15 protein-coding genes and 1 tRNA gene are annotated in these 13,731 nt (G+C 73.2%); 4 read left to right on the plus strand and 12 right to left on the minus strand.

Features of this window, described 5'->3' with window-relative positions:
• Positions 1-25: 25 nt before the first annotated feature.
• The 3 genes from pth to AES38_RS11060 all read right to left on the minus strand — a co-directional run bounded on the left by pth (position 26) and on the right by AES38_RS11060 (position 3,559).
• Positions 26-613: an aminoacyl-tRNA hydrolase gene (gene pth, locus AES38_RS11050; RefSeq protein ID WP_053775023.1), complete on the minus strand. Its 588-nt coding sequence runs from the start codon at positions 611-613 to the stop codon at positions 26-28.
• Positions 614-771: 158 nt separating this feature from the next.
• The gene (locus AES38_RS11055) at positions 772-1,413 is read right to left on the minus strand and encodes a 50S ribosomal protein L25/general stress protein Ctc (protein ID WP_053775024.1); all 642 of its coding nucleotides are present in this window, start codon (positions 1,411-1,413) and stop codon (positions 772-774) included.
• Positions 1,414-1,582: 169 nt separating this feature from the next.
• Positions 1,583-3,559 (minus strand): gluconokinase, GntK/IdnK-type, encoded by a 1,977-nt coding sequence (locus AES38_RS11060; protein WP_053775025.1) that lies wholly within the window; start codon positions 3,557-3,559, stop codon positions 1,583-1,585.
• 83 nt (positions 3,560-3,642) lie between these two features.
• On the opposite strand from AES38_RS11060, the gene gnd reads away from it, so the two are divergent.
• Positions 3,643-5,097 carry an NADP-dependent phosphogluconate dehydrogenase gene (gnd, locus tag AES38_RS11065; RefSeq protein ID WP_053775026.1) on the plus strand — a complete coding sequence of 485 codons (1,455 nt, stop codon included), beginning with the start codon at positions 3,643-3,645 and terminating at the stop codon, positions 5,095-5,097.
• Between the two features lie 69 nt (positions 5,098-5,166).
• Here the strand turns inward: gnd and AES38_RS11070 are convergent, their stop codons facing one another.
• On the minus strand, positions 5,167-5,601 hold the full coding sequence (locus AES38_RS11070) for a hypothetical protein (RefSeq protein ID WP_157883528.1): 435 nt from the start codon (positions 5,599-5,601) through the stop codon (positions 5,167-5,169).
• Positions 5,602-5,782: 181 nt separating this feature from the next.
• Between AES38_RS11070 and AES38_RS11075 the strand changes: the two genes are divergently transcribed.
• Entirely contained in the window at positions 5,783-6,157 is a 375-nt protein-coding gene (locus AES38_RS11075; protein ID WP_053775028.1) for a hypothetical protein, read from the plus strand.
• A 45-nt stretch (positions 6,158-6,202) separates the two neighbouring features.
• Here AES38_RS11075 and AES38_RS11080 read toward each other — a convergent pair whose 3' ends face one another.
• The 4 genes from AES38_RS11080 to AES38_RS11095 all read right to left on the minus strand — a co-directional run bounded on the left by AES38_RS11080 (position 6,203) and on the right by AES38_RS11095 (position 9,324).
• Positions 6,203-7,180, minus strand: a complete 978-nt coding sequence (locus AES38_RS11080; RefSeq protein ID WP_053775029.1) for a ribose-phosphate diphosphokinase — start codon at positions 7,178-7,180, stop codon at positions 6,203-6,205.
• A 14-nt stretch (positions 7,181-7,194) separates the two neighbouring features.
• A complete protein-coding gene (gene glmU, locus AES38_RS11085; protein WP_053775030.1) occupies positions 7,195-8,739 on the minus strand; it encodes a bifunctional UDP-N-acetylglucosamine diphosphorylase/glucosamine-1-phosphate N-acetyltransferase GlmU in 1,545 nt (514 codons plus the stop codon).
• 51 nt (positions 8,740-8,790) lie between these two features.
• Positions 8,791-8,862, minus strand: a tRNA-Gln gene (locus tag AES38_RS11090).
• Positions 8,863-8,937: 75 nt separating this feature from the next.
• The gene (locus AES38_RS11095) at positions 8,938-9,324 is read right to left on the minus strand and encodes a hypothetical protein (RefSeq protein ID WP_157883529.1); all 387 of its coding nucleotides are present in this window, start codon (positions 9,322-9,324) and stop codon (positions 8,938-8,940) included.
• A 52-nt stretch (positions 9,325-9,376) separates the two neighbouring features.
• Between AES38_RS11095 and AES38_RS11100 the strand changes: the two genes are divergently transcribed.
• Positions 9,377-9,880: a MarR family winged helix-turn-helix transcriptional regulator gene (locus tag AES38_RS11100; protein ID WP_053775032.1), complete on the plus strand. Its 504-nt coding sequence runs from the start codon at positions 9,377-9,379 to the stop codon at positions 9,878-9,880.
• An 8-nt stretch (positions 9,881-9,888) separates the two neighbouring features.
• Here the strand turns inward: AES38_RS11100 and AES38_RS11105 are convergent, their stop codons facing one another.
• From AES38_RS11105 to AES38_RS11115, 3 genes are read right to left on the minus strand one after another with little or no spacing between them, the layout of a single operon-like run.
• Positions 9,889-10,239, minus strand: coding sequence for a TraR/DksA family transcriptional regulator (locus AES38_RS11105; RefSeq protein WP_053775033.1), 351 nt, complete (start codon positions 10,237-10,239; stop codon positions 9,889-9,891).
• Between the two features lie 10 nt (positions 10,240-10,249).
• On the minus strand, positions 10,250-11,257 hold the full coding sequence (locus AES38_RS11110) for an LLM class flavin-dependent oxidoreductase (protein ID WP_053775034.1): 1,008 nt from the start codon (positions 11,255-11,257) through the stop codon (positions 10,250-10,252).
• A gap of 2 nt (positions 11,258-11,259) precedes the next feature.
• Entirely contained in the window at positions 11,260-12,075 is an 816-nt protein-coding gene (locus tag AES38_RS11115; RefSeq protein ID WP_053775780.1) for a LysE/ArgO family amino acid transporter, read from the minus strand.
• Between the two features lie 69 nt (positions 12,076-12,144).
• Between AES38_RS11115 and AES38_RS11120 the strand changes: the two genes are divergently transcribed.
• On the plus strand, positions 12,145-13,041 hold the full coding sequence (locus AES38_RS11120) for a LysR family transcriptional regulator ArgP (RefSeq protein WP_081001885.1): 897 nt from the start codon (positions 12,145-12,147) through the stop codon (positions 13,039-13,041).
• Positions 13,042-13,071: 30 nt separating this feature from the next.
• Here the strand turns inward: AES38_RS11120 and AES38_RS11125 are convergent, their stop codons facing one another.
• Positions 13,072-13,731 carry a methionine ABC transporter permease gene (locus tag AES38_RS11125; protein WP_053775035.1) on the minus strand — a complete coding sequence of 220 codons (660 nt, stop codon included), beginning with the start codon at positions 13,729-13,731 and terminating at the stop codon, positions 13,072-13,074.

A 13,731-nucleotide genomic window follows, 5' to 3' on the forward strand; every position in this document is an offset into this window, starting at 1 on the left:
TCCGCCGTGGGCGGACGGGCGCGGATCAGGACGCGGCGGTGTGGAACCGGAGCTGCGCCGCGATGAGCCCGTCGGAGGCGATCATCTCGATCGCGTCGGCCGCGTCCTCGAGCACGTTCGGCAGCACCTGCCGCTCGGTGGAGGAGAAGGGCTTGAGCACGAAGTCGGCGGCGTCCTGGCGGCCGGGCGGGCGGCCGATGCCGATGCGGACGCGCGTGAAGTCGCCCGTGCCGGCGGAGGAGATGATGTCGCGGATCCCGTTGTGGCCGCCGTGCCCGCCGCCCTGCTTGAGCTTCATGGCGTCGAAGGGGATGTCGAGCTCGTCGTGCGCGACCACGAGCTGCGACGCGTCGAGCGAGAAGTACTTGAGGAGGTTCGCGACCGGCCCGCCGGACAGGTTCATGAACGAGCTCGGCTTCGCGAGGATGAGCTTCGGTCCGCCCGGCACCGCGCGGCCCTCCGCGACCTGCGCGTTGGCGCGGTGCGAGCGGAACGAGGCGCGCATCCGGTCGGCGAGCACGTCGAGCGCCATCTGGCCGACGTTGTGGCGCGTGCCCGCGTACTGCGGTCCGGGGTTGCCGAGGCCGACCACGAGCAGGGTCCGGTCGTCCACGTGCGCTCTCCTCGGTAGGTCGATGGCATCCGGGGCGGATGCGCGGAGCCCGCCGGCCGCTGCCGGTGTCCCGGACGGCGGCCGACGGGCTCCGTGGTGCTGTCGTGCTGTCGTGCTGGTGCTGCCGGGGCAGCGGGCGACCGGGGGCCGCCGGGGTGCTACTTGTCGGCGTCGACGACCTCGTCGCCGGTGCCGCCCTCGCCGGTGACCTCGACGCCCTCGTCACCCTCGGCCGCCGCGTCCTCCGCGTCGGTCGTGAGGTCGAGCTGGGGCACCGAGACCGCGAGCACGAGCGTCTCGGGGTCGGTGACGAGGTTCGCGCCGGCGGGCAGGGTGACCTGGCCGGCCGTGACCTGCGTGCCCTCCTCGAAGCCCTCGATGGAGACCACGAAGGACTCGGGGATGTGGGTGGCCTCGACGTCGACCGTGATGGACGTGTTCTCGAGGTTGTGGATCGTGCCGGGGTAGGACTCGCCCTCGACGTGGATCGGGACCTCGACCTCGACGCGCTCGCCGCGGCGGACGACGATGAGGTCGACGTGCTCGATGATCTGGCGCACGGGGTCCTTCTGGACGTCCTTCACCAGCGCGAGCTGGGGCGTGCCCTCGATGTCGAGCGTGATGATCTGGTTCGCCTTGCGGATGATGAGCATGAGCTCGTGGCCCGGCAGCGTGACGTGCTGCGGGTCGGTGCCGTGGCCGTAGATGACCGCGGGGATCTTGCCGATCGCGCGGATCTTGCGGGCCGCGCCCTTGCCGAACTGCGTGCGCAGCTCCGCGGTGAGGTTGTTGTCAACCATGGTGTCGCTCCTAGTGCGGCCCGTGAGGGCTCGCGTCGTGTGCCTGTCGTCTGCTCGAACGCTTGCGCGTGAGGAATGAGGTGCGAGCCCCGTCCACCGCGTCGATAACGGATCGCCGCCGCGCTCGCGCGCCGCCGTGCGATCCCTCGCCGAAGTTCAACCCCCGATGCTACCGGACGGACGGGTCCCCGGTCGACGCGTCGGCGGGAGCGGGCGCCGGGGATCCCGGTGCGGGCGGCGTGGACTGCCCGACCCGGAGGCGGAGGCCGTCGTGCACGCCGTCGACGACGTCCTCGAACGCGACCGGCGTGCCGAGCGTGGCCGAGACGTAGACGCTGACGACCGTGGCGAGCGAGAGGAACGCGTCGTCCACCGTGACCCCCGCGGGGCGACCGGTGCGGAGGGCGTCCGCGATGTCGTCGTACTGGCGGTAGTGGCCCTCGAGGTACGTGTTGTCGAGGCGCGGCGAGCGCGGCAGCTCGGCCGCGTGCATCTCGAGCTCCGCGTCGTTGCGCACGTCCGCCTGCGCGGGCACGCCCGACTCGGGCGCCGCGTGGAAGTAGGTGAGGGATCCGGCCTCGATGACCGCGGATCCGCGCGTGCCCTGCACCTGCACGCGGGTGTCGAGGCCCGGGTAGCCGGCGGTGGTCGCCTGCATGGTGGCGAGCGCGCCGGAGGCGAACCGGATCACGGCGACCGCGACGTCCTCCACCTCGATGCCGTCGTGCGCGAGCAGCGCCGTCTGCGCGTAGACCTCGACGGGACGGCCCAGGTAGGAGACGAGCAGGTCGAGCGTGTGCACGCCCTGGTTCATGAGGGCGCCGCCGCCGTCGAGGTCCCACGTCCCGCGCCAGTGGCCCGAGTCGTAGAAGCCCTGGCTGCGCCACCACGGCGCGCTCGCGACCGCGGAGGTCACGCGCCCGAGGCGGCCCGAGCGGACGGCCCGGTCGACGACGACGCTCGACGGGTTGAAGCGGTGCTGGCTGATGACGGTCGAGAGGATCCCCCGCTCGGCGGCCTCGCGCGCGAGCTCGGCGATGCGGCGGCCGCGTGCCAGGTCGACGTCGAGCGGCTTCTCGATCACCACGTGGAGGCCGGCGGCGAGCGCCTCCTCGGCGAGGCCGATGTGCAGGCCGCTCGGGGTGCAGATGACGACGAGCTCGGCGGCGTCGGCCCGGATCATGTCGCCGAGGTGCGCGAAGACGCGCGGACGGTCGGCGCGCAGCTCGTCGACGACCACGTCGGCGAGCTCCTCGGCGGTGGCGGACGAGACGTCGACGAGCGCGGCGACGCGGAACTCGGGGTGCTCGGCGAGGACGCGCGCGTGGTGCGTGCCGATGACGCCGCAGCCGACGATCGCCACGCGGATGGGCTCGTGGACGGCGGCAGCCGGGGCGCCCGCGCCCGCCGTCGCGACGACCGGCTCGGCGTCGGCGTCGGCGTGCGGCACGTCGTCGTCGGACCGCGCCTCACGGACGAGCTCGGGGACGTCCGCCTCGGGCACCGCCTCGGCGGGCTCCGTCGCCGTGGCGGGCGCGTCGTCGACGCGTCCAGGCGACGCCGTGCGCCCGCCGGGGAGCAGCTCGCGGACGGCGGCGTCGGCGAGCGCCACCGGGTCGTCGGCGATGTCCAGCGTGATCCCCTGCTCGTCGTCGCCGAGCGGCTCGAGCGTGCGCAGCTGCGAGGCGAGGAGGCTCGACGGCATGAAGTGGCCCTCCCGTCCGCCGAGCCGCTCGGCGAGGAGCTCGTGGTCGCCGGCGAGGTGCACGAAGACCGCGTCGGGCGCGGCCGCGCGGAGGATGTCGCGGTAGGAGCGCTTCAGCGCGCTGCACGCGACGACGGGTCCGCCCTGGGGACGGCCGGCGAGCGCGCGGCCCACCTCCTCGAGCCACGGGCGGCGGTCGTCGTCGTCGAGGGCGTGGCCCTCGGCCATCTTGCGGCGGTTGGCCTCGGTATGCAGGTCGTCGCCGTCGAGGAAGGGGACGCCGGCGTCCTGGGCGAGGAGCTCGCCCACGGTCGACTTCCCGGATCCGGAGACCCCCATCACGATCACGGGCGGGAACGGGCGGACGGCGTCGATGCGGATCACTCCCTGCGGTTCGGTGAGGAACTCGTGCGGCGCGACCGTGTGGGTGCGCTCGTCCATCCTACGAGACCGCCCCTGGGGCCCCGCCGACGCTCGGGGGCCCGCGAGTAGCCTGAGGACGACTGTCGACAAGGAGGCATCAGATGTCAGATGACCAGCAGGGCACGGCGAACATCGGGGTGGTGGGGCTCGCGGTGATGGGCTCGAACCTCGCCCGCAACCTCGCCAGCCGCGAGGGCAACACGGTCGCGGTGTACAACCGCACCACGCAGAAGACCACCGACCTCATCGAGGAGCACCCCGAGGCCGGCTTCGTCGCCGCCACCACGATCGAGGAGTTCGCGGCATCGCTGCAGCGCCCCCGCACGGCGATCATCATGGTGAAGGCCGGGCGCGGCACGGACGCGGTCATCGAGCAGCTGACCGAGGCGTTCGAGGAGGGCGACATCATCGTCGACGGCGGCAACGCGCTGTTCACCGACACGATCCGCCGCGAGAAGGAGGTCCGCGCGAAGGGCCTCCACTTCGTCGGCGCCGGCATCTCCGGCGGCGAGGAGGGCGCGCTCAAGGGCCCGAGCATCATGCCCGGCGGCACCGCCGAGGCCTACGAGACCCTCGGCCCGATCCTCGAGTCGATCGCGGCGGTCGCGGAGGGCAAGCCCTGCGTGACCCACATCGGCACCGACGGCGCCGGCCACTTCGTGAAGATGATCCACAACGGCATCGAGTACGCCGACATGCAGCTCATCGCCGAGTCCTTCGACCTCCTCCGCCGCGTGGGCGGCCACGAGCCGGCCGCCATCGCGGACGTGTTCGAGGAGTGGAACGGGGGCGACCTCGAGTCGTACCTCATCGAGATCACGGCCGAGGTGCTCCGCCAGACGGACGCGTCGACCGGGAAGCCCCTCGTCGACGTGATCGTCGACCAGGCCGGGTCCAAGGGCACGGGCGTCTGGACGGTGCAGAACGCGGTCGGCCTCGGCGTGCCGGTGGGCGGGATCGCGGAGGCCGTGTTCGCGCGCGCCGTGTCCTCCAAGCCCGAGCAGCGGAAGGCCGTGCAGGCCACCATCACGAGCCGTCCCGAGATCCAGTCCGGCGGCGACACCTTCGAGGACGACGTGCGGGCCGCGCTCTACGCGAGCAAGGTCGTCGCCTACGCGCAGGGCTTCGACGCGATCATCGCGGGCGCGAAGGAGTACGGCTGGGACATCGACAAGGGCAAGGTCGCGGAGATCTGGCGCGGCGGCTGCATCATCCGCGCCCAGTTCCTCAACCGCATCGTCGAGGCGTACGAGAAGGACTCCGGCCTCGCGACGCTCCTCGAGGACCCGTACTTCGCCAAGGCCGTCGCCGACGGCGAGCAGGCCTGGCGCCGGGTCGTCTCGGTCGCCGCGCTGTCGGGGATCCCGGTGCCCGGCTTCGCGTCGGCGCTGAGCTACTACGACTCGCTCGCCTCCGAGCGCCTGCCCGCCGCCCTCGTGCAGGGGCAGCGCGACTTCTTCGGCGCGCACACGTACCACCGCACCGACAAGGAGGGCACCTTCCACACGCTGTGGTCGGGCGACCGCTCCGAGGTCGAGGCGGAGGACACGCACTAGCGGCACCGCCCGTCGCACGACGCGAGCCCGCCGGTCGAGGACCGGCGGGCTCGTCCCGTCTCGGGGCGCTCACCTGTGCCAGAAGGAGATCCCCGCGGCGCCGCCCGGGTACCTGGCGTCGTACTTCGACGTGTACCTGTAGATCAGGTTGACGTCCATGTCGCGGCAGATGTCGACCTCGTCGTCCTCGCCGATCCGGGCTCCGAACGTCTCGCAGTCCACCATGATGAACGTCCTGCGGGCGCTCGATCCCGCGTAGGCGGAGCCGTAGTGGTCCCGCATGAAGTCGATCTTCTTCGAGCAGGTCTCGTTGTTGTGGTCGTCCTTGTAGATCATCGCCACGAGGCCCGTGCCGTAGAGGTCGCCACGGGTCGAGGAGTTGAAGACGCCGCACACGCGGTAGCCCGAGAGCGCGTGCGCAGCGGGTGCCGGACCCATCACCGCGCCCGTCACCCCCAGCACCAGCGCCAGCAGCGCGGCCGACATGAGTGAAGCCCGACGCATGATCTCGCTCTTCACACGAATCCTTTCCATCGTCGTCGAAGAGGGGCCGCGGACCGGTCGCCGCGGTCGCCGGAAGCGTAGGCAGGCCCGGGTGGCCCGCGGGCCGACCCTGCACACGCGCCCGTCGGCAGGGGCGCGGCTCGGCTCGGCTCGGCGACGGGCCTCTGTCACACTGGAGCGGATGGACGACGACGAGCACCCGGAGCTCGCGGGCTACGAGCCGCACCGCCCGCGGAGCCTGCGCAGCAAGCGCACGCTGCTCGTGATGCGCGTCGTCGTCGTGGTCGGGATCGTGAGCCTGCTGCTCCCCGGCCTCGTCACCATGGTGCGCGTCGGCGCGAGCACGGCCGACATGGCCTGCGCCGACTTCGTGCGGTTCGAGCGGCCGGACTCCCCCTCCTACGAGGTGCGGTTCCAGCTCTTCGGGCCCGGCGTCGTGGGCTACGAGTGCTACACGCAGCACGCCTTCGGCGGCGACGAGCACATCGTCTCGCTCGGCCTCATCCCCTCGGGGCGCGTGGCGCGCGAGGTCGTGGAGCGGAACTCCCGGGACTGACCCGCGAGCCGCCCGCGACGGCGGCCCGCGCTCGTGCGCTCGGGCCTAGGCCGCGCCGTCGAACATGCTGGTGACGGATCCGTCGTCGAAGACCTCGTGGATCGCGCGCGCCAGCAGCGGCGCGATGGGCAGCACCGTGAGCTTGTCCCAGCGCTTCTCCTCGGGGATCGGCAGCGAGTCCGTGACGACGACCGAGTCGATGTGCGGGCTGTCGAGGATCTGCGTGGCCGGGTCGGAGAAGACCGCGTGCGTCGCCGCGACCACGACGCCCGTGGCGCCGTTCTTCTTCAGCGCCTCGGCGGCGGAGACGATGGTGCGGCCGGTGTCGATGAGGTCGTCCACCAGGAGGCACACGCGACCGGAGACGTCGCCGACGATCTCGTGCACGGTGACCTGGTTGTGCACCTTCGGGTCGCGGCGCTTGTGGATGATGGCGAGCGGGGCGCCGAGCTTGTCGCTCCAGATGTCGGCGACGCGGACGCGGCCCATGTCGGGCGAGACGACCGTGAGGGTCGAGGAGTCGAGCACCGAGCGCATGTGCTCGAGGAGCACCGGCATCGCGAAGAGGTGGTCGACGGGGCCGTCGAAGAAGCCCTGGATCTGCGCGGCGTGCAGGTCGACCGACATGATGCGGTCGGCGCCCGCGGCCTTGAAGAGGTCGGCGACGAGGCGGGCGGAGATCGGCTCGCGGCCGCGGCCCTTCTTGTCCTGCCGGGCGTAGGGGTAGAACGGCGCGACCACGGTGATCCGCTTGGCCGAGGCCCGCTTCATCGCGTCGACCATGATGAGCTGCTCCATGAGCCACTCGTTGATGGGCGCCGAGTGCGACTGGATGACGAACGCGTCGCTGCCGCGGACGCTCTCGTCGTAGCGGATGTAGAGCTCGCCGTTGGCGAAGGTCCGCGCGTCGGTGTGCACGAGGGTCGTCTCGAGCTCCTGGGCGATCTGCTCGGCGAGCTCGGGGTGCGCGCGGCCCGTGACGATCACGAGGCGCTTCTCTCCGGCGGTCTTGATTGCGGACACGGGACTCCGTCTCGTCAGTGCTGCTCGGTGTGCTCGGTCCCGGACGGCGCGTCCTGGTGCCCGTCGGCTGCCTCGACGGCGGCCCGGGCCTCGGGGGTGCCCGGTCGCTTCGCCTCGGTCCAGCCGACCATGTTGCGTTGCGGCGCCACCGAGATGCCGAGTGCGCCGGGCGGGACGTCCTTGCGGATGACGGCACCGGCACCCGTGTAGGAGCCGGTACCGATCCTAACGGGTGCGACGAAGACGTTCCGCGAGCCGACGTGGACGTGGTCGCCCACCTCGGTGCGGTGCTTGGCGACGCCATCGTAGTTCGCGAAGATCGCTCCCGCGCCGATGTTGGAGTGCTCGCCGATGGTGGCGTCGCCCACGTAGCTGAGGTGCGGGACCTTGCTGCCCGCGCCGATCTCCGCGTTCTTCGTCTCGACGTAGGCGCCGATCTTGCCGCCCTCGCCGAGACGCGTGCCGGGGCGGAGGTAGGAGAACGGTCCGACCGTGGCGCGGGCGCCGATGACGGCGAGCTCCGCGTCGGTGCGGCGGACGACCGCGTCCTCGCCCACCTCGGTGTCGCGGAGGGTCGTGTCGGGGCCGACGGTCGCGCCGGCGGCGACCGTGGAGGCGCCGAGGATCTGGGTGCCCGGGAGGATCGTGACGTCGGCGGCCAGCGTGGCCTTGACGTCGATCCACGTGGTGCCCGGGTCCTGGATCGTCACGCCCGCGAGCTGCCAGCGGCGGATGAGGCGCGCGTTCAGCTCGGTGGCGGCGGCCGTGAGCTGCACGCGGTCGTTGATGCCGGCGACGAGCCAGCTGTCGCGCACGGGCAGGCCCTCGATGGAACCGCCCGCGCGGCGGATCACGTCGGCCGCGTCGGTGAGGTACTTCTCGCGCTGCGCGTTCTCGGTGCCGATGGCGCCGAGGGTCTGGCGGAGCGCCTCGGCGTCGAAGACGTAGACGCCGGCGTTCACCTCGTCGATGCGGAGCTGCTCGCCCGTGGCGTCCTTCTGCTCGACGATGGCCTCGAACGCGCCGTCCTGGCCGCGGATGATGCGGCCGTTGCCGGTCGGGTCCTGGAGCCGGGCGGTGAGGAGCGTGAGGTCGTTGCGCGCCTGGCGGTGCGCGGAGACGAGCGAGCGCAGGGTCGCCGCGTCGAGCAGGGGCACGTCGCCGGAGAGCACGACGACCTGGCCGGTGAAGCCCTCGGGCAGCGCCGTGATGCCGACCTCGACCGCGCGGCCGGTGCCGGGGATCTCGTCCTGGTCGACCACGAGGGCGTCGGGCGAGAGGGCGCGGACGGCCTCGACCACCTGGTCGCGCTCGTGCCGCACGACCGTCACGATGTGGCGGGCGCCGAGCTCCTCCGCCGTCGCGAGCACGTGGCCGACGAGCGGCAGGCCCGCGAGCGGGTGCAGGACCTTGGGGAGGCGCGAGCGCATGCGGGTGCCCTGGCCGGCGGCGAGGATCACGACGGCGATCGACGGGCTGCGCGGCTCGCCGTCGACGTCGAGCTCGCCCGTCACGATGGGGATCTCGCGGGTCCTCGGCGTGCTGTCTGACTCGGTCATGGCGATCTCCTGATCTGCGTTGCGTCTCTCCGGCGCGGCCGGCGGGCGTCGCTCCGCCCCCAGGATTCGAACCTGGACCTCACAGCTCCAAAGGCTGAAGTGCTGCCGTTACACCAAGGCGGACCGCTCACGGCCCGGCCGTGCGCAGGTCGAGTCTGCCAGAGGTGCCCGGGCCCGGAGACCGGGCGCGGCGGGCGGTCAGGCGTCGCGGGCGCGACGCCGGACGGCGCGGTGGATCCGCAGGGCGAGGAGGAGCAGGCCGCTGACCGTGAGCGCGACCGCGCCGCCGACGAGGACGCGTCCGTCGACCCCGTCCCGCTGGAAGGGCCGCACCTGGCTGACGAACGCCGCCATGCCGAGGAACAGCGGCGTCAGGACCAGCGCGACCCGGCCCTCCGGCCCGCGGGACGGCTCCTCCGCGCCGCGTCGGTCGCGGACCTCGCGGACGATGAGCCCGCACCACAGCGCGAGGGCGAGGAACAGGTTCGCCGTCGTGCTCAGGATCAGCGTCACGACCAGGGAGAGGACAGCGCCGGCCACGTACCACCACGGCATGACGGAGCGGATGGAGGGGAGGTCGGCCATGCGCATCACGCTAGCGACCGGGTGGACGCCCCCGGACCGGCATGATGGGGGGATGCCCAGCCGCGACGAGGTCGACCGCATCGTCGACGCGTGGCGGCGCGAGCGGCCCGACCTCGACTTCTCCCCGCTCGAGGTGCTCTCCCGGGTCGGCCGGCTGTCCCGGCTGCTCGAGCGGGCCCGGCGCTCGGCGTTCCAGGAGTCCGAGCTCGAGTCGTGGGAGTTCGACGTGCTGTCGGCGCTGCGGCGGGCGGGCGATCCGTACCAGCTGAGCCCCAAGGCACTCCTGCAGCAGACGCTCGTCTCCTCCGGGACCATGACGAACCGCATCGACCGCCTCGTGACGCGGGGCCTCGTGGAGCGGCGCACGGACCCGCACGACGGGCGCGGGATCCTCGTGGTCATGTCGGACGCGGGGCGCACGCGCGTCGACACCGCGATCACGCGGCTCGTGGCCGAGGAGGCCGAGCTGCTCGAGACGCTGCCCGCCGCCGACCGCGAGGTGCTGGCGGGCCTGCTGCGGCAGCTGATCCTCGACCTCGACGACGACTCGGCCTGACGCCACGCTCAGGCGTGCGCGACGCAGCGGCGCGCTGCCGGGCGGATCTCCAGCCGGCCCGCGGGGATCGCCTCGCCGCAGACCTCGCACCGTCCGTAGGTGCCGGCGTCGAGGCGCGCGACCGCGGCGTCGACGTCGGCGAGGCGCACGCGAGCCTCGCGGATCATCGCGTCGGACTGCGAGCGCTCGAACGCGAGGGTCGCGCCCTCGGGGTCGTGCTCGTCGTCGGAGTTGGCGTCCTGGCGCGCCTCCACGATGGCCGCCACGTCGCGGTCGAGCCCGCGGATGAGCGCGAGCGTGTCGGCCCGCAGCGCGGCGAGCGCCGCGCGCGGGTCGACGGGCGCGGCGGCGTCGGCCATGGATCCCGCGCTAGGCGGCGACGAGCGCGTGCGCGTCCGCCATCAGCTCGACGGAGCGGAGGCGCTCGGGCGTGCGCTGCGACGCGTGGCCGACGATGACCTCGTCGACCCCCGCCTGCTCCGCGAACCGGTTCGCGTAGTCGGAGACCTCGGCGCCGGTGCCGACGGCCGTGTAGGTCATCATGCTGGCGACGTGCGCGCCGACCGGGGCCTCGAGGAGGCGGTCGAGCTCGTCGTCGGTGAAGGTCTGCGTGGCCGGGATCTGGCCGCTCTGGCGGAGCAGCATCATGAGGCGCGCGCGGCGGACGTCGGCGAACTGGCGCTCGGCGTCGGCGCGGTCGTCGGCCGCGATGGCGTTGATGCCGGCGATCGCGTAGGGCGCGTCGAGCTGCTCCGACGGGCGGAAGTCGCGGCGGTAGATGGTGATGGCGTCGAGGAGCATGTCGGGCGCGAAGTGCGACGCGAAGGCGAACGGCAGGCCGAGGGCCGCGGCGAGCTGGGCGCCGAAGGTCGAGGATCCGAGGATGTAGAGGGGCACGCGCGTGCCGGCGCCGGGCGTCGCGGACACGCCGGGCACCTGGCTCTCGCCGGCGAGGAAGCCCTGCAGCTCCACGACGTCCTCGGGGAATCGGTCGGAGGATCCGGGGTCGCGGCGGAGCGCGCGGAAGGTCGCCTGGTCGCTGCCGGGCGCGCGGCCGAGGCCGAGGTCGATGCGGCCCGGGTGCAGCGTCTCGAGGGTGCCGAACTGCTCCGCGATGGTGAGCGGCGAGTGGTTCGGCAGCATGACGCCGCCGGAGCCGAGGCGGATGGTGGACGTCTGGCTCGCGACGTGGGCGATGAGGACGCTCGTCGCGCTGGAGGCGATCGAAGCCATGTTGTGGTGCTCCGCGTACCAGACCCGGCGGTAGCCGCTGCGCTCGGCCTGCTGGGCGAGGGCGACGGAGGCGGCGAAGCTGTCGCGGGCGGTCTCCCCGGGGGCGATGGGGGCGAGGTCGAGGATGGAGAGCGGGACGGTCATGCTCACCTCAACAGCGCGGACGCCTCCACTGTTCCGACCTCGTCCGCGACGGGGGCGGCGGGCGCGTCGCCCGTCGCCGCCTCGCCGCGGGCCGCATCCGCGCGAGGCCGACGACGCCGCGCGACCGACCACGCGGCGACGACGCCGGCGAGGGCCGCGCAGATCGCGGTGGCGAGGGCGATCCGCGCCCCCTCCCCCGGGCCGGCCGGCACCAGGGGCAGCAGGATCTGCACGGCGAGCACCAGCATCACGCCGGCGATGACGGTGTCGAGCACGCGCCACGCGGACGGGCGCGCGAGCACGGGCGCGAAGACGCGCGCCGCGGTGGCCAGCAGCGTGAACCACGCGCAGCTGGCGGCCATCGCGCCGACGCCGAACGCCCAGCGGCCGTCGCCGTGGCCCGCGGCGACGGATCCGACGAGGAGCACCGTGTCGAGGTAGACGTGCGGGTTCAGCCAGGTGAGGGCGAGGCACGCGGCGACGACGGCCGCGAGCGAGCGGGGCGCGGACGCGGCGACCGCGAGCCCGTGCGGCGCGACGGCGCGGAGGAGCGACAGGGCGGCGTAGCCGGCGAGGAAGCAGGCGCCGAGGATGCGGATCACGACGATCGCGACCGGCGCCGCCTCGATGAGCGCGCCGACGCCCGCGACGCCGAGGCCGATGAGGATCACGTCGGAGACCCCGCAGATGAGCACGACGGGCAGCACGTGCTCGCGCCGGGTGCCCTGCCGGAGGATGAAGGCGTTCTGCGCGCCGATCGCGGCGATGAGCGAGAAGCCGAGGCCGAAGCCGGAGAGCGCGTGGGCGAGCGGGTGCATGGCCTCCACGCTAGGCATCGCGCGCACATCAGACCAGCTCATCTTCCTGCTGCACCATTAGCATCGCTGATGATGGACATCCGCACCGAGCACCTGCGCACCCTGGCCGCCGTCATCGACACGGGCACGCTCGACGCGGCCGCCCGCGCGCTGCGGCTCACGCCCTCCGCGGTGAGCCAGCGGATCACGGCGCTCGAGCGCAGCGCCGGCCGCGTGCTCCTCCGCCGCACGCGCCCGGCGACCACGACGGAGGCGGGCGACGCCGTGCTGCGGCACGCGCGCCAGGTGCTCCTGCTCGAGCGCGACCTCGACGGGCTGCTCGGCGTGGGCGAGGGCGATGCGCCGCGGGCCGGCACCGCCGCGGTGCCCGTCGTCGTGAACGGCGACTCGCTCGCCTCGTGGCTGCTGCCCGCCTTCGCGGCGCTCGCGGCCGAGACCGGGCAGGCGGTGGAGGTGCTGCGCGAGGACGAGCACCACTCCCTCGACCTGCTGCGCGACGGATCCGCGATGGCCGCCGTCACGAGCGTGAAGGACCCGGTGCAGGGCTGCACCTCGGAGCGGCTCGGCCGGATGCGGTACCGCGCCCTCGCGACGCCCGTCTACGTCGCCGCGCACCTGCCCGACGGCCCGACGCCCGGTGCGCTGGCCACGGCGCCGCTCGTCATGTTCGACCGCAAGGACGCGATGCAGGACCGCTGGCTCCGCCTCCGCCGCGCGCCCGCGGGCCAGCCGCGCCACTACGTGCCGTCGTCGGCGGAGTTCGTCACGGCCGTCACGCTCGGCATGGGCTGGGGCATGCTGCCCGACCTGCAGAGCGAGGAGCTCGTCGCGTCGGGCGCGCTCGTGCCGCTCGACGCCGGATCCCACGTGGACGTGGCGCTGCACTGGCAGCGCTGGAGCGTGGACTCCCCCGTGCTCGCCGACCTCACCCGGCACGTGCGCGCCGCGGCCGCCTCGCTGAGGTAGCGAGGCGGCCGCGGCGGTCGAGCGGGAGGATCAGCGCCGGAGCGCCGCCCGCGCCAGCCGGTTGCCGATGAGCTGCACCACCTGCACGAGCACGATGATGATGAGCACCGCCGCCCAGGTGACGACCGGCTCGAACTGCCGGTAGCCGTAGACGATCGCGAAGTCGCCGAGGCCGCCGCCGCCGACCGCGCCCGCGACCGCCGTCATGTCGACGATGCCGACGAACACGAACGTGTAGCCGAGGATCAGCGGCCCGAGCGCCTCGGGGATCAGCAGCGTGAAGATGATCCGCACGGGGCTCGCGCCCACGGACCGGGCCGCCTCGATGACGCCCGGCTGCACCGTGAGCAGGTTCTGCTCGACGATGCGGCTGATGGCGAACGATGCCGCGAGGGACAGCGTGAAGATGATCGCCTGCTGGCCGATGCCGGTGCCGGTGACGGCGCGGGCGAGGGGCTGGGCGGCGACCAGGAAGATCACGAACGGGATCGGACGGAACGTGTTCACGACGACGTTGAGCACCGCGAACACGGGCCGGTTCGCGAGGAGGCTCCCGGCGCGCGTGAGGTAGAGGCCGAGGCCCATCACGAGGCCGCCGAGCCCGCCGAGCAGGAGGGTGAGCAGCACCATCGTGAGCGTCTCGACCGTGGACCGGCCGAGGAGCGGCAGGAGCGGGGTGAGCGCGTCCAT

The organism is Clavibacter capsici, assembly GCF_001280205.1.
In the GTDB taxonomy this organism is placed as follows: Bacteria; Actinomycetota; Actinomycetes; order Actinomycetales; family Microbacteriaceae; genus Clavibacter; species Clavibacter capsici.

What these genes read in the sequence shown, in the direction of transcription:
- AES38_RS11055 (WP_053775024.1), bottom strand. Translation starts at nt 1,413, where the DNA reads ATGGTTGACAACAACCTCACCGCGGAGCTGCGCACGCAGTTCGGCAAG.
- AES38_RS11110 (WP_053775034.1), bottom strand. Translation starts at nt 11,257, where the DNA reads ATGACCGTCCCGCTCTCCATCCTCGACCTCGCCCCCATCGCCCCCGGG.
- AES38_RS11060 (WP_053775025.1), bottom strand. Translation starts at nt 3,559, where the DNA reads ATGGACGAGCGCACCCACACGGTCGCGCCGCACGAGTTCCTCACCGAA.
- AES38_RS11100 (WP_053775032.1), top strand. Translation starts at nt 9,377, where the DNA reads ATGCCCAGCCGCGACGAGGTCGACCGCATCGTCGACGCGTGGCGGCGC.
- gnd (WP_053775026.1), top strand. Translation starts at nt 3,643, where the DNA reads ATGTCAGATGACCAGCAGGGCACGGCGAACATCGGGGTGGTGGGGCTC.
- AES38_RS11070 (WP_157883528.1), bottom strand. Translation starts at nt 5,601, where the DNA reads ATGCGTCGGGCTTCACTCATGTCGGCCGCGCTGCTGGCGCTGGTGCTG.
- AES38_RS11075 (WP_053775028.1), top strand. Translation starts at nt 5,783, where the DNA reads ATGGACGACGACGAGCACCCGGAGCTCGCGGGCTACGAGCCGCACCGC.
- AES38_RS11115 (WP_053775780.1), bottom strand. Translation starts at nt 12,075, where the DNA reads ATGCACCCGCTCGCCCACGCGCTCTCCGGCTTCGGCCTCGGCTTCTCG.
- AES38_RS11120 (WP_081001885.1), top strand. Translation starts at nt 12,145, where the DNA reads ATGATGGACATCCGCACCGAGCACCTGCGCACCCTGGCCGCCGTCATC.
- AES38_RS11105 (WP_053775033.1), bottom strand. Translation starts at nt 10,239, where the DNA reads ATGGCCGACGCCGCCGCGCCCGTCGACCCGCGCGCGGCGCTCGCCGCG.
- AES38_RS11095 (WP_157883529.1), bottom strand. Translation starts at nt 9,324, where the DNA reads ATGGCCGACCTCCCCTCCATCCGCTCCGTCATGCCGTGGTGGTACGTG.
- glmU (WP_053775030.1), bottom strand. Translation starts at nt 8,739, where the DNA reads ATGACCGAGTCAGACAGCACGCCGAGGACCCGCGAGATCCCCATCGTG.
- AES38_RS11125 (WP_053775035.1), bottom strand. Translation starts at nt 13,731, where the DNA reads ATGGACGCGCTCACCCCGCTCCTGCCGCTCCTCGGCCGGTCCACGGTC.